13 protein-coding genes are annotated in these 14,180 nt (G+C 42.5%); 1 reads left to right on the forward strand and 12 read right to left on the reverse strand.

From position 1 onward, the window contains the following. Position 1 precedes the first annotated feature (1 nt). The 12 genes from rsgA to C4B60_RS01635 form a co-directional block, all read right to left on the reverse strand. On the reverse strand, positions 2–883 hold the full coding sequence (gene rsgA, locus C4B60_RS01580) for a ribosome small subunit-dependent GTPase A (RefSeq protein ID WP_104056043.1): 882 nt from the start codon (positions 881–883) through the stop codon (positions 2–4). A 23-nt stretch (positions 884–906) separates the two neighbouring features. Next, positions 907–2,973, reverse strand: coding sequence for a Stk1 family PASTA domain-containing Ser/Thr kinase (gene pknB / locus C4B60_RS01585; RefSeq protein ID WP_104056045.1), 2,067 nt, complete (start codon positions 2,971–2,973; stop codon positions 907–909). Continuing rightward, complete coding sequence (locus C4B60_RS01590; protein WP_342365024.1) at positions 2,973–3,737, reverse strand: Stp1/IreP family PP2C-type Ser/Thr phosphatase; 765 nt, start codon at positions 3,735–3,737, stop codon at positions 2,973–2,975. The genes pknB and C4B60_RS01590 overlap by 1 nt, the downstream gene beginning before the upstream one ends. 5 nt (positions 3,738–3,742) lie before the next feature. Further along, on the reverse strand, positions 3,743–5,083 hold the full coding sequence (gene rsmB / locus C4B60_RS01595) for a 16S rRNA (cytosine(967)-C(5))-methyltransferase RsmB (protein ID WP_104056049.1): 1,341 nt from the start codon (positions 5,081–5,083) through the stop codon (positions 3,743–3,745). Then, positions 5,076–6,029, reverse strand: a complete 954-nt coding sequence (gene fmt, locus C4B60_RS01600; protein ID WP_104056051.1) for a methionyl-tRNA formyltransferase — start codon at positions 6,027–6,029, stop codon at positions 5,076–5,078. Before fmt ends, rsmB begins: the two co-directional genes overlap by 8 nt. After that, positions 6,026–6,511, reverse strand: a complete 486-nt coding sequence (gene def / locus C4B60_RS01605; RefSeq protein WP_104056054.1) for a peptide deformylase — start codon at positions 6,509–6,511, stop codon at positions 6,026–6,028. Before def ends, fmt begins: the two co-directional genes overlap by 4 nt. Before the next feature lie 25 nt (positions 6,512–6,536). Beyond that, positions 6,537–8,939, reverse strand: coding sequence for a primosomal protein N' (gene priA, locus C4B60_RS01610; RefSeq protein WP_104056057.1), 2,403 nt, complete (start codon positions 8,937–8,939; stop codon positions 6,537–6,539). Then, positions 8,936–10,159: a bifunctional phosphopantothenoylcysteine decarboxylase/phosphopantothenate--cysteine ligase CoaBC gene (gene coaBC / locus C4B60_RS01615; protein ID WP_104056059.1), complete on the reverse strand. Its 1,224-nt coding sequence runs from the start codon at positions 10,157–10,159 to the stop codon at positions 8,936–8,938. Before coaBC ends, priA begins: the two co-directional genes overlap by 4 nt. Positions 10,160–10,284: 125 nt before the next feature. Further along, positions 10,285–10,512: a DNA-directed RNA polymerase subunit omega gene (gene rpoZ / locus C4B60_RS01620; protein WP_104056061.1), complete on the reverse strand. Its 228-nt coding sequence runs from the start codon at positions 10,510–10,512 to the stop codon at positions 10,285–10,287. A 1-nt stretch (position 10,513) separates the two neighbouring features. Further along, the gene (gene gmk / locus C4B60_RS01625) at positions 10,514–11,128 is read right to left on the reverse strand and encodes a guanylate kinase (RefSeq protein WP_104056633.1); all 615 of its coding nucleotides are present in this window, start codon (positions 11,126–11,128) and stop codon (positions 10,514–10,516) included. 5 nt (positions 11,129–11,133) lie between these two features. Further along, on the reverse strand, positions 11,134–11,397 hold the full coding sequence (gene remA, locus C4B60_RS01630) for an extracellular matrix/biofilm regulator RemA (RefSeq protein WP_104056063.1): 264 nt from the start codon (positions 11,395–11,397) through the stop codon (positions 11,134–11,136). Positions 11,398–11,427: 30 nt separating this feature from the next. After that, a complete protein-coding gene (locus tag C4B60_RS01635; RefSeq protein WP_104056066.1) occupies positions 11,428–12,303 on the reverse strand; it encodes a YicC/YloC family endoribonuclease in 876 nt (291 codons plus the stop codon). A gap of 152 nt (positions 12,304–12,455) precedes the next feature. Here C4B60_RS01635 and C4B60_RS01640 point away from each other — a divergent pair, with 152 nt between their 5' ends. Next, on the forward strand, positions 12,456–14,162 hold the full coding sequence (locus tag C4B60_RS01640) for an Rqc2 family fibronectin-binding protein (RefSeq protein WP_104056068.1): 1,707 nt from the start codon (positions 12,456–12,458) through the stop codon (positions 14,160–14,162). Positions 14,163–14,180: the final 18 nt, after the last annotated feature.

The following is a 14,180-nucleotide window of genomic DNA, read 5'->3' on the forward strand; positions in this document are numbered from 1 at the left end:
ACTAATACCTCGGCTTCCTTGTTTTAATTTCATCGTAAAACTGCTGATAGTGGTGGTAGCGGTAGGCTGGAATTTCATTTTCCTCCACTGCCTTTTTAACCGCACATTTCGGTTCATTAATGTGAAGGCAGCCCCTGAATTTGCAGCGCTCTCCGTAATCAGCTATTTCCGGGAAGCAACCCGGCAGTTCCTCCAGTTCAAGCTCAGAAAACTCCAATGCGCTAAAACCCGGGGTGTCTGCTACAAGGCCTGACCCGATAGACCATAGCTCTACATGGCGAGTGGTGTGTTTACCCCTTCCAAGAGATGAGGAAATTTGGTCTGTCTTCAGCTCTAAGTCAGGACGCAGGGCATTTAGAATGGATGATTTCCCTACGCCTGATTGTCCGGCAAAGACAGATATTTTCCCTTCTAAATAAGGAAGTAATGATGTTAATCCATCCTCCCACTTTGCCGATGACCGAATTACAGTATAGCCAATTCCCTCATATTGAACGGCAAATTTTTCAATTTTTTCCGTTTCCTCCTGAGATAAAAGGTCCATTTTAGAAATACAGATTACCGGTGAAATGTGATGGCTTTCAACCAGCACCAGGAACCGGTCTAACAGTGAAGTGCTAAATGCCGGTTCAATTGCTGAAAAAACTAAAACAGCCTGATCAACATTCGCTACCGGAGGACGCATCAGCTCATTTTTTCTTTCCTTTATCTCTGTTACATAGCCTTCCAGGTCGTTTTCTGCTTGGTAGACCACGTAATCACCTACAAGAGGAGTAATTTTTTGTTTTCTAAATATCCCCCTTCCCCTGCATTGAATGATTTGGTCATGATCTTTCACATAATAAAAGCCGCTTAAGGCTTTCATAATTTTACCTTCAGGCATTCGATCGCTCCTTGTACGATTTATTATTGATTTTCATCGTAGGGTATTTCCTGTTCAATAATTGTTTCTTCGTCTCTTTCTACGCGGTAGGATCCCGTTTCTCCCGGTGCAATGACCAGACGGATGCTCCGCTCTACATTTTCTGTAATTGTAAATTCTTCAACTGGCTCGTCCATATTTCTGTCGCGGTCATTAATAAATATCCTGATTGTCTGCGGAACAGGCTCACCAGGCACCTCCGGCGGATCGCCATCTTCAGGCGGTTCAGTTTCATCCGGCGGTTCTGATTCATCCGGCGGATCTGTTTCCTCTTCCGGTTCCTCCTCAGGTGCCTGGTACTCGATCGTTAATGGAACAATAACATTATTGACTGGCAAAGGAGCCTCGCCAAGAGAAACCACAACGTTTACTGAGCTGCCTACAGGCAATACACTGCCGGCGGATGGATTTTGCGAAAGCACATAGCCTTCAGGCTGTTGGGACGAATATTCCTCTCTTGTAACATTCACAACTAACCCTGTTCTGTTTTCAAAGCTTTCTATTTCATCCTCGCTTTGTCCAATCAGGTCTTCCACTTCTACCGTCTCTTCTCCCTGGCTTATAACCAGTCTCAGAACTGTTTCACTCGGAATAACCTCTTCCCCTGCATTTGGCGACTGTTCAAGGATGGTTCCCTCGGGTTCTGCATCATATCTCTCTTCAATACTCACATCTTCAAAAAGATCATTGATTGCATTCTGTACATCCTCATAAGCCTCTCCGACGTAGTCTTCTAATTCTATTGGTTCTTTACCGCTGCTGACCACAACATTAATACGATCTCCCTCAAGAACAGTTCTTGTTGCCTTTGGCGAGGTTCTTAAGATCAGCCCTTCTTCAATTTCTTCATCATATTCAGTTTCGATCTCACCAAGCTCCAGTCCGTTTTCTTCTAATATTACCTCTCCATTTTCTATCGTCTCACCCACAATGTCCGGAACCTGTACGCTTGATGGGCCAAACATTCCAAGGGCTGCCATCGTAGCAGCGCCGCCGATAAGAAACAGAAGCACGAGGGCAAGAATCCACGGCCATTTTTTTCTTTTCTTCTTTTTATCTTTAATTTCTTCATGCGGCTTAACCGGAGGTTCAATTTTCGTCTTCCCCAGATCCTTATCCTTATGAACCTTCGTTTCCTCCACTTGTGAGAAGTTCCGTTCATTACGGATAATCGGTATGGCTCTTGTAGCATCGTTATCCGGTTCTACTGAAAATTTAGGTTCATTGAATCTGGCTTCATTTAAAACTGTACTCAAATCCTCGTGCATCTCGTCAACTGTTTCATAACGGTAGAAAGCATCTTTTGTCGTAGCTTTTAGTATTACATTCTCTACGCTTTGCGGCAGATTTGGACTCCATTTTGAAGGTGGAGGAATGTCAGATTGAAGATGTTTAAGCGCGATTGATACAGCAGATTCCCCCTCAAATGGTAAACGGCCGGTAATCAGCTCGAACATAACAATCCCAAGAGAATAAATATCTGATTTTTTTGTGGCGATTCCACCTCGTGCCTGCTCAGGAGAGAGATAATGAACCGTTCCCATAACAGAATTCGTCTGGGTAATGGACGTAGCACTTAGCGCCATTGCGATTCCAAAATCGGTGATTTTTATATCTCCATTTTGGTCAACAAGAATATTCTGAGGCTTAATATCCCGATGAATAATGCCATTGTCATGAGCATGTGAAATGGCTGAAGTAAGCTGAGTCATTATTCGTACAGCATCCTCTAATGGGACGGGCGAATTCTCCTGAATGTATTCCTTTAAGGTCAGTCCTTCAACAAATTCCATTACTAAAAAATATTGATTATCCTCATCCCCTACATCATACATTCCTACAATATTCGGGTGGGTAAGGCTGGTTGCAGACTGTGCTTCTCTTTGAAACCTTTTCATTAAATCCTTTTCGTTTACGTAATCCAGTCTTAGAACCTTCACAGCTACATCACGGTCTAAAATCATATCGTGGGCAAGATATACATTCGCCATCCCGCCTCCGCCAATGGTCCGAAGGATCTTGTAACGACCGTTTAGTCTTTTTCCGATCATTAAATTCCCTCACTTTCCTTGACCGAGCTGTACTCAACGATCGCGATTGTAATGTTGTCTTCTCCTCCATTCAGGTTTGCCTGATTAACCAGCTTGCTGGCGCGTTGCTGCAGCTCCATCGTTTGTGAGGCGGCTGCTGCCATAAGCTGCTCATCAATTTTATTGGATAATCCATCAGAGCATAATAAAATAATATCTCCTTCTTCAACCGTAATTGTGGAGATCGTAGGATTAACCAGACCATTTGAGCCCAGCGATTTTAATAATAAATTTTTTCTTGGATGATGCTCTGCATCACTTTTTGATATTTCCCCCGACTGAACAAGTGCATTAACAAATGAATGATCTTCCGTAATCTGACGGATTTTTTGTTCTGATACTATGTAACCTCTGCTGTCTCCAACGTTGCCAAGGGTGACAAACTCCCTCGTGCAAATCGCTGCTACTATGGTGGTCCCCATTCCTTCGCAGTCAGCATGATGAATAGAATGATTGTATAAAACCTTGTTTATTTCCTCAATGCTTGATTTAAGCCATTTCTCAGCTTCAACCGGTTTGGAAATTTCAGGACCCGTTGCCCATAGCTTCTCGATTTTCTCTACAGCCATCAGGCTTGCAACATCACCAGCACGATGTCCGCCCATCCCATCAGCAACGACAGCCAGAAGCTGGCCAGACGGATTTATATAAACTCCGCCTGCATCTTCATTTAATTGCCTTACCTTACCCTGATCGCTAATAAAAGCAAAATGCACTAATGTCACCCCGTTTATGTTGTACGAGTATCCTCTTTTTTAAAGCACGCAATAAAAAAGCCATCCCCGCCAAAATCCTGTGGAAATACCTGCAATACGTCTTCTGCAAGAGGCTGCACCGGTTCCGGCAAAGCGGAAAGAGGAGCAAGCTTCATTTGGTTATTTTCTTTTAGGAAGTGCTTAACAGTCTGATTGTTCTCAGCATGATCAACCGTACATGTGCTGTACACAAGCGTCCCACCGGGTTTAAGCATACGCGCAGCAGATTCAAGCAGGGAAATCTGAATGGCAGCAAGTGAGTGTAAATCCTGTTCTTTTTTTGCATATTTTATATCAGGCTTTCTTCTTAAAACCCCAAGCCCGCTGCAGGGAGCATCCACTAAAACCCGATCAAAGGATTCTTCGTCAAAATGTTCCTGTGCTTTTCGTGCATCCAGCGCTTGTCCTTTAATAGTGGTGATCCCAAGCCTTGCAGCATTCTCTTCTACAAGTTTAATTTTATGCGGATGGAGATCAAGCGCAATAATTGAGCCTTTATTTTTCATTTTCTGGGCAATATGGGAGGTTTTCCCTCCAGGAGCTGCGCACATATCAAGAATATGTTCTCCTGGTTCAGGATTTAATGCATAAGCTACAAGCATCGAGCTCTCATCCTGGATCGTTAAAAGTCCTTGCTTATAGGCTTCAGTATGTGCAATATTTCCTCTCGTTATTGAAATCCCCTCGGGAATTATATGACTGGGCTGAGCCTCAACCCCTTCTCTTTCAAGCTTTGAAAGAACCTCATCCCTTGTCGTTAAGAGAGTATTTACTCTGGCGGTCTGCACCGGTGCAAGTAAGTTTGTTTGACACATTTCTCTTGTTTTATCGATCCCATATTGCTTAACCCAGCGATCGACCAGCCAGTAGGGATGGCTGGTCTCAATTGAAACCCGTTCGATTGGATCTTTTATTTCATCAAGTGCAGGCAGCCCTTCCCGTTGTATAGAACGAAGAACACCGTTCACAAGTCCGGCAATTCCTTTATGGCCTTTTTTCTTTGCAATTTCAACTGCTTCATGGATAGCTGCCCGCTCCGGTACGCGATCCAGGTAAATCATTTGATATAAACTCATCCGTAAAAGATTTCTGACCCATGCTTCCACTTTCTTTTTAATAAAAGGAGCAAGATAAAAATCAAGCGTTAGTTTTCTTTGGATCGTCCCATACGTAAGCTCTGTTAAAAGCCCAACGTCAGGTCCTTTTAAATGAAAATTATTAATTGCATGATTTAGCAGCAAATTACTGTAGGATTGGTTTTTATCGATCTGGTCTAAAATGGACAGTGCTGCTTCTCTTGGCGTCGTATTACTCATCCAGATTCCCCACTTTTTCTCCTATTTTCATATCAGATCCGGCTCCTCTTAAAAAATCAGAGGCGTCCATTTTCTTTTTTCCGAACGGCTGCAGCACAGTCAATAATAAAGACTGTCCGCTGCCTGAGGAAATGACCGGTCCCTGATCAGTTTTTTCTATTATAACACCCGGTGGAAAATCATGTCTTTTTTCTATTTTTTCCGCTTTATAAACCTTTAAAGGTTTCCCGTTATAGATTGTATAAGCAACTGGCCAAGGGTTCAGGCCCCGGATCTGATTATAAATTTCCTCACCGCTCTTTTCCCAGTCTATCCGTTCTTCTTCCCTTTTAATATTCCAGGCAAAAGTTGCTTTTGAATGATCCTGAGGAATACGTACTGCAGTCTTGTCCAGAAGAAGAGGAATCGTTTGGGATAAAAGCTTAGCTCCTGTTTCGCTCAATTTAGAGTGGAGTGTTTCTACATCATCCTTATCAGTGATTTCCACTTTCTCTTGACTGATTATATCCCCTGCATCCAGCTTTTCAGCCATATACATAATAGTTATACCAGTTTCCTTTTTTCCTTGAATAATTGCATGGTGAATTGGTGCACCGCCTCTTAGCTCAGGCAGCAGGGAAGCGTGAACATTTATGCATCCAAGCGGCGGAGCTTCAAGCAATTCAGCGGGAAGCAGCTGGCCAAATGCGGCAGTAACAATAAGGTCAGGTTTAAGACTAATAATTTCTTCAAGCTCTGCTGATCCTTTCAGCTTATCAGGCTGAATTACCTGTATTGAATGATGTATTGCCTCTACTTTAACAGGTGGAGGCGTGAGAACTTTTTTTCTTCCAACAGGGCGGTCAGGCTGTGTGACCACTGCAATAACATTGAGGCCATCATTTAGAAGCTGCTGCAAAATAGGAACTGAAAAAGCTGGCGTCCCCATAAATATCACGTTTGTCATTCTTCACCATACCCTTCAAGTTCTTCTTCCGTAATATAACGTGTAACCTTTGATGTAAATAAAATGCCGTTGAGATGGTCAACTTCATGCTGAATGGCGCGAGATAAATAGCCATCAGCCTCTAATTTATACCATTTCCCATCCCGATCCTGCGCTTTTAACACGATCGAATCTGTTCGCTCAACCTCTCCGTATAGACCGGGAAAGCTTAGACACCCTTCTACATCGGTATCTTTTCCCTCTTTGAATGTAATGGACGGGTTCATCATTTCGATTGTTCCTTCATCATCATCAAGGTCTACAATAGCGGCTTTTTTGCAAACGCCAACCTGGGGAGCTGCAATTCCAACACCATCACTTTCGACCATTGTTTCATACATATTATCTAATAAAACGTGCAATTCATTTGAAAACTCTGTAACCGTCTCACATTCCCGTTCCAGACGGCTATCAGGATGCTTTACAATTTCTAATAGTGCCAAATCCTTTTCCTCCCTGAATAACGCTTCACATCATAATGTATGGCTGTACATCTATTTGAAGTAAAACTGAGTCTTTTTTTCCTGATTGATAGTCATTTAATATCGATTTAAGAAGCGGCTTTAGTCCCTCTTCTTTTTTGTATTTTACCAGACATTGATAGCGATATCTATTTTGTATCCGGGCAATTGGAGAAGCGACCGGCCCTAAAACAACTGCCTGATTCGAAAGCTTTTGAGATAAAAGAGCACTGATTTCCTCGCTCACCGATACAACCTTAAGCACATTTTCATGACTGATCGTCACTAATGCCATGTAGTAAAACGGCGGATACTGCCCCAGTTTCCTCATGGCCATTTCGTGATTGTAAAAAGGTTCGTACTGCTGTGTTTTTGCAAGGTCAATGGAAAAGTGCTCCGGGGTATAGGTTTGAATGACGACTTCCCCTTCTTTATCATGTCTTCCTGCGCGTCCAGCCACCTGAGTCAGCAGCTGAAATGTTTTTTCTGCTGACCGGAAGTCCGGCAGATGGAGCATCGTATCGGCACTAAGAACACCGACTAGGGTTATGTTGGGAAAATCCAGACCCTTGGCAATCATTTGAGTTCCCAATAATATATCGGCCTTGCCCTCACCAAAGGCAGTTAAAAGCCTTTCGTGTGAACCTTTTTTTGTTGTGGTGTCAACGTCCATCCTGATTACTCTGGCTTCAGGCAAAAGCTTCGTCAGCTCTTCCTCTACCTTTTGGGTGCCGGTGCCAAAGTAGCGTATATGTTCGCTTCGGCATTCAGGGCATAGAGATGGAACCGGCTCTTCTTCACCGCAATAGTGGCATTTCATTCTTTCAGATTTGCGGTGGTACGTCATAGAGACTTCGCAATTTGGGCACTGCATCACATACCCGCAATCGCGGCACATGATAAAGGAGGAATGGCCTCTCCGGTTTAAAAACAGGACGACCTGTTCTTTTTTTTGTAATCTTTCTTTCAACTGAGTTAAAAGCTCCCGGGAAAACATGGAACGGTTCCCGTCTCTTAATTCCTCTCTCATATCAACAATCGTAACGTCAGGCATTGCCTGATCATTCATGCGCTTTGACAAGGTCAACAGCTGATAATTTCCCTTTTGTGCACGTGCATAGGTTTCTAAAGAAGGTGTAGCACTGCCTAAAATAACAGGACAGCCATGACGTTTTGCCCGCTCAATTGCCACATCTCTTGCATGGTAGCGCGGAGCGTCCTCCTGCTTATAGCTTGATTCATGCTCCTCATCAATGATAATAACACCTAATTTCTCAAAAGGAGCAAAAACAGCTGAACGGGCTCCAACCACAACATTAACTTCTTTGCGGTGGATTTTGCGCCACTCATCATATTTCTCTCCCACTGACAGGCCACTATGCATAACAGCTACCTGGTCACCAAATCTTCCTTTAAATCTTTCTACCATTTGAGGAGTAAGCGAAATTTCAGGCACTAGCATAATTGCCTGTCTATCCTGACTGAGCACCTTTTCAATTGTTTGAAGATAAATTTCCGTTTTTCCGCTTCCTGTTACACCATGTAATAGAAAGGTTTTTTGATTGTAGTCAGCTACTGTGTCCAATATGGGCTCGATCGCTGTTTTCTGCTCATCCGTTAACTGAAAAGGGACTGTTTTCTTGAATTCACGGTCCTTGAAGGGATCGCGGTAAACCTCCTGGACAGTTTCCTTTAAAAGACCTTTTTTTACGAGCGATTTAATTGTAGAATCTGATGCTCCGGTGTCCTGTTTTATTACAGCTGCACGAACCCTCGTATTGCGATCAGTTACATAACGTAACACGCTTTTTTGTTTTGCAGCTTGAGAGGTAAGGTTTTCTAATTCTTTTTCTGTTTCTTTTATAGATAAAGTTAAGGAAAGGAACCGTTCGGTTTTAGGGGCCGTTTTACTTTTAACTAGATAACGCAGATCCATCATGCCTTTGGTCACGAGCTCCTGCAGTTCTCCTAATATTCCTTTACCCACTGCTTCCTGAAAGGTGAGTCTTCCTTCCCGGTTAAGTAGACCGCTTATTGGGTCAGGCAGGCGGGATGGGTCGCCGAGCGCTTCAAATACTTTTTCATATTTTGATTTCATCGCTGCCGGCAGCATTGCCTGCATAGCAGAAATTTGAAAACAAAGCGTTTCATTGGACAGCCATTTTGACAAAGAAAGCAATTCATCATTTAACACCGGGACGATATCGAGCACTTCTTCAATTTGTTTTAAGCCATTAAAGGAGGATTGCTCCTGAAATCCAACAACAAAGCCTTGTATTTTTCTTGGTCCAAACGGAACGACAACTCTCATGCCCTCACGCAAAACCCCCTGCAAGTGATCAGGGACCTTATAATCAAACGGCCGGTCAGTCTGCTTTGCGGGAACATCTACAATGATAGAAGCAATCATAGCTCCTCAACTCTCTGATCTTTTTTTGATTGCAGCTTGACAATTTCCATTAACAGCTCCTCAGCCACTTTATCTTTCGAAAGTAATGGCAGTTCGCGTATAGAGCCATCACGGCTGAAAAGAGTGACAATATTTGTATCCCCGCTAAACCCGGCTCCTTCCTGCTTTATGTTGTTTGCAACAATAATATCAGCATTTTTCGCCTGGAGTTTTTTTGTCGCATAAAATTCTACATCCGTTGTTTCTGCAGCAAAGCCGACAAGAATCTGATGTGTTTTTTCTTCTCCGAGTGTTTTTAAAATATCTGTAGTCCGTTCAAATTCCATGACCATCAGGCCGTCTTTTTTCTTCATTTTCTCGGAATGGGTAACAAGCGGGCGGTAATCAGCTACTGCAGCACTTTTAACCACTACGTCTGTCCCGCTGAATTCCGCCAATACCGCCTGTTTCATTTCTTCTGCAGTCTCAATTGAAATAAGTTTAACCCCAGCCGGTGCAGGGATGCTGACGGGGCCGGAAACGAGTGTAACCTCAGCGCCTAGCTCTGCAGCTTTTTCAGCGATCGCATAACCCATTTTTCCTGAAGAATGGTTCGTAAAGAAACGGATTGGATCAATGTGTTCACGTGTCGGTCCCGCTGTAACAAGCACTTTTTTATTTTTAAGAGGGGCATTTGTTTTTGTATTTAGTTTTGCCTGAATCAGCTCAACAATTTTTTCCGGCTCCTCCAGCCGTCCTTTTCCTACATAGCCGCACGCCAAAAATCCTTCTGACGGCTCGATAAATTGATGGCCAAAGGAATGAAGTGTATCTATATTTTTTAATACGGCAGGATGGTCATACATATGCACATTCATGGCAGGGGCAACCCACACAGGCGCCTGTGTAGCCAAAAGTATGGTCGTTACCATGTCATCAGCTATGCCGTTAGCCATTTTTCCGATCACATTAGCAGTAGCGGGGGCAACGACAACAAGATCCGCCCAGTCTGCTAGATCAATATGGGCAATTTTAGCAGAATCTTTTTCATCAAATGTATCATAATAGACATCATTTCTTGACATCACCTGGAATGTAAGAGGTGTTACAAACTGTTTTGCGCTTTCTGTCAGCACGACCTTCACATTAAAGCCCGCCTGGCTTAGCTTACTCGTTAACGCCACTGCTTTATATACAGCAATGCCTCCAGTCACACAAAGCAATATGTTCTTAGTCTTCATCTAAAACCCATCTCCCCGTTCGTCGTCTTTTCTTTTATTATGAAGGAAATTTGTTTAATTTTCACTACATGAGTTTCTATCCTTTTATTATTTTACACAAAAGAAAAATAACAACCCGGGGGCTGTTATTTTTCATCTTCATATTCAATTCCTTCAACAGGCTGCTTCATAAGCAAATGACCTGCTGCAATTTCTTCAAGCGCCTGACCGACAAATTTAATTGAATGGTAAGAAGTAAGTGTACCTTTTTCACCTTTTTCCTGCATGTTTCGGGCACGCTTTGCTGCAACGCTTACCAATGAGTATTTTGAATCAATATTTTTTCTAAGTGAGTCTGATGACGGATATAACATATTATTCTACCTCCAGCATTTTTTTATAGCGTGCTTCCACACGGTCACGGCGCAAATGTTCTGCAAGAACAATGGCATGTATCCGTTCGCAGGCACGTTCAACATGATCATTTTCAACCACATAATCATAAAGATTCATCATTTCAAGCTCTTTCCTTGCTGTTTCCAGCCGGTTTGCGATAACTGAATCGCTTTCCGTTCCTCTATGAACCAGACGGCTTTGCAGCTCAGACAAACTTGGCGGTGCAAGAAAAATAAATAGCCCTTCCGGAAATTTTTCTCTGATCTGGCGGGCGCCCTGAACTTCAATTTCCAAAAAAACATCCCTGCCGTCATTGATCGTATCCCTGACATAATCAACGGGAGTCCCGTAATAGTTGCCGACAAATTCTGCCCACTCAAGGAGCTTATCCTGGGCAATCAGCTGTTCGAATTCTTCTCTTGTTTTAAAGAAGTAGTCAAACCCGTCGAGCTCGCCTTCGCGCGGCTTACGGGTGGTCATTGAGATTGAGTATTCATAGGTTGTGTTTGGATGAGAAAATAATTCTTTTCTTACTGTTCCCTTGCCAACCCCCGATGGGCCGGAAAGAACAATTAACAAGCCTTTTTCTTTTATCATTATTACCCTTCTTCCTGCCCTTCATCTTTATCAACAAATCGGGATGCCACCGTTTCAGGCTGTACAGCCACCAAGATAACATGATCACTATCCATAATCATGACTGCTCTCGTTCGTCTCCCATAAGTAGCATCAATTAGTGTACCGCGCTCTCTTGCATCCTGAACCAGCCTTTTAACCGGAGCTGATTCTGGGCTGATAATGGTAATGATCCGATTTGCAGAGACGATGTTTCCAAAACCAATATTGATTAATTTTATTGACATCCATGACACCCCTTTAGCATTGCCTAGTCATTATTCTATATTTTGGATTTGTTCTCGGATTTTTTCTAAAATAGATTTCATGTCTACGACCAAGGCTACAAGCTTGGCATCATTTGCTTTTGATCCGATCGTGTTTACTTCTCTATTCATTTCCTGGGTTAAAAAATCAAGTCTTCTTCCAACAGGCTCGCTTTTTTCCATCGCAAGGCCAAATTGGGCAAGATGGCTGTCAAGTCTTGTAAATTCTTCCGAAACATCTGTCTTTTCAGCAAAAACAGCCACTTCCGTTAAAAGTCTATTTTCATCAATCTGTCCATCAGCGAATTCTTTTATTCTTTTTTCAAGACGTTCGTGATATTTTGCTGTAACGGTCGGGCTGATTTCTCTCGCATTTGTCAGACATTGCTTAAATGATTGTAATTGAAAAAGAATGTCTTTTTCAAGTTCTTTTCCTTCTGTTATCCTCATAGAATGCAATGTTTCAGCCGCCTGCTGCAGCGCAGCAAAAATAAGCGCTTCTTCTTCCTCATTGCTTCCCGGCGCTTCTTCTATAACTGAAAGATCAGGATTTGAAATAAAATGCTCTATTTTTATTTCTTCGTTTAAGTTAAATCTCTTTTTCAGCCCAACTGCATAGTCATAGTATGAATCAACCAGCTGCCAGTCCACTTTTAACGAGCGGACAGTGGAGCCTTCACCAGTAATTGAAACAAAGACATCCGCTTTGCCTCTCTTTATGTATTGGCCGATTAATCGCTTTAGCTTATCTTCAAGATGGGAATGCTGTCTCGGAATGCGTATGGAGCATTCTAAAAAGCGATGATTAACTGATTTGATTTCAACTGCTGCTCTGAAATCGCCTTTCTCAGCTGCTCCCCTCCCGAAACCAGTCATACTGATTATCATAGATTGACTTCACCTACATTCCAGGAAATAAAGATTCGTTTATTCAAACGTGCATTCGTCGGTCCATTATAGCACATTTTACACGTAATACGTGAAAAAATGATAAGATGAAAAAGAATGTATAACTATTGTTTTTGAAATGAGGGAGCATCATGTCATTTGATGGACTTTTCACAAGAGCCATGACACATGAATTACAGAACACTTTAGATGGCGGACGGATCAGCCGAATCCACCAGCCATTTAAAAACGAACTTCTTTTTGTTATAAGAGCACAGGGAAAAAACCATAGACTCCTGATTTCTGCACACCCAACCTATTCACGAGTACAGCTTACGAAGGAGCAATACGCCAATCCAAGTGAGCCTCCAATGTTCTGCATGCTTCTCAGGAAGCATTTAGAAGGTGCGATTATTGAATCTATCTCTCAAAAAGAGATGGAAAGAATTATTATCTTAGAGGTAAAAGGCCGCAACGAAATTGGTGATATTTCTTATAAGCAGCTGATTATTGAAATTATGGGAAGGCACTCTAATATTACGCTTCTTGATAAAGACCGAGGGATAATCCTTGACAGTATTAAACATCTATCTCCTGCGATTAACCGCGCGAGAACTATTATGCCCGGAGCCGTCTATGAGTGGCCGCCGGAACAAAATAAAACAGATCCCTTTACTGTGGATAAAGAAGGATTTACCATGCTGCTGGACTGGAACAGCGGAAAGCTCGACCGTCAGCTCGTCTCTCAGTTTTCCGGGCTGTCTCCTTTAATTGCAAAAGAGATCACAGAGAGAGCAGGACTATCAACAAGGGATGCTCTTTACTCAGCTTTTTCTGAGGTTATTCAGGAAGTGAAAAATCATACGTATGAGCCTTCTTTTATACAGAACAATGGAAAAGATTATTTTTATCTGCTGCCTCTAAAACAATTTCCTTCTGCTAATCAGACCGCTTATTCATCTATTAGTGAAATGCTGGACCGCTACTTTTTCGGAAAAGCTGAAAGGGACAGAGTAAAGCAGCAGGGTCATGACCTGGAGCGGTTTATCCGCAATGAAAAAGATAAAAATGAATCAAAAATTAAAAAGCTCGAAAAAACACTGGACCAGGCTTCTAAAGGAGATAAGTATCAGCTCTTAGGGGAGCTGCTGACGGCTAATATTTACGCCGTAAAAAAAGGCATGAAGGAAATACAGGTTCATAACTATTATGAGGAAAGCAATGAGCTTACTTCCATCCCTCTGGACCCAAGGAAATCTCCTTCAGAAAATGCGCAGCGTTATTTTACAAAATACCAGAAAGCCAAGAATGCGTTAACGGTTGTAGAAGAACAAATAGAAAAAGCCAGGCTTGAAGTCATCTATTTTGACCAGCTGCTTCAGCAACTTGAATCTGCCTCCACCTCTGATATAGAAGAAATTAGAGAAGAGCTGGCAGAAGAAGGCTATATTAAGGCCAGGGCAAAAAAGAAAAAAGCCAAACCTGTTAAACCGGTTATTGAAGAATATATTGCCACTGACGGAACAGTAATATTGGTAGGAAAAAATAATAAACAAAATGATTTCCTGACGAACCGGCTAGCAGCAAGAGATGATGTCTGGCTTCACACTAAGGATATTCCAGGCTCACATGTTGTTATCAGAAATTCATCCCCTTCAGATAAAACGATTATTGAAGCAGCAAGCATTGCGGCTTATTACAGTAAAGCCAGAGCTTCAAGCTCAGTGCCTGTTGATTTTACTAAGGTGCGCCATGTAAAAAAACCAAATGGCGCCAAGCCCGGCTACGTGATTTATGAACAGCAGGAAAGCGTTTTTGTTACGCCTGCAGAGGAATTGATTTTAAAACTTAAAAAATAATTAGTAAAACAGCATCTC

This window comes from Jeotgalibacillus proteolyticus (assembly GCF_002926065.1).
GTDB lineage: Bacteria > Bacillota > Bacilli > Bacillales > Jeotgalibacillaceae > Jeotgalibacillus > Jeotgalibacillus proteolyticus.